Here is a 226-nt window from a genome sequence, read left to right on the forward strand (position 1 = left end):
TGCCGGCTCCCGGCGGCGCCGCGGTACCGGCCTCGAGGGCATGGTGCTGGCCGAGCTGCAGCAGGTCGCATCCGGCCTCGGAATCAGGGGCACCGCGCGGATGCGCAAGAGCCAGCTGATCGAGGTCATCAAGGAGGCGCAGGCCGCCGGGGGAGCCCCCGCCAAGGCCGAGGCCGCCACCGAGACCAAGCCGAAGCGCCGCGCCACCTCCAAGGCCCGTACGGGC

General features: G+C 74.8%; 1 protein-coding gene. It reads left to right on the forward strand.

Annotated elements, in window-relative coordinates:
• Window positions 1-226, forward strand: a 226-nt coding sequence (locus tag CCN42_RS21925) for a Rho termination factor N-terminal domain-containing protein (protein WP_211294769.1), incomplete at both ends; no start/stop codon positions are given.

Origin of the sequence: Streptomyces glaucescens (assembly GCF_002154375.1) — a bacterium.
GTDB classification, from domain to species: domain Bacteria; phylum Actinomycetota; class Actinomycetes; order Streptomycetales; family Streptomycetaceae; genus Streptomyces; species Streptomyces glaucescens.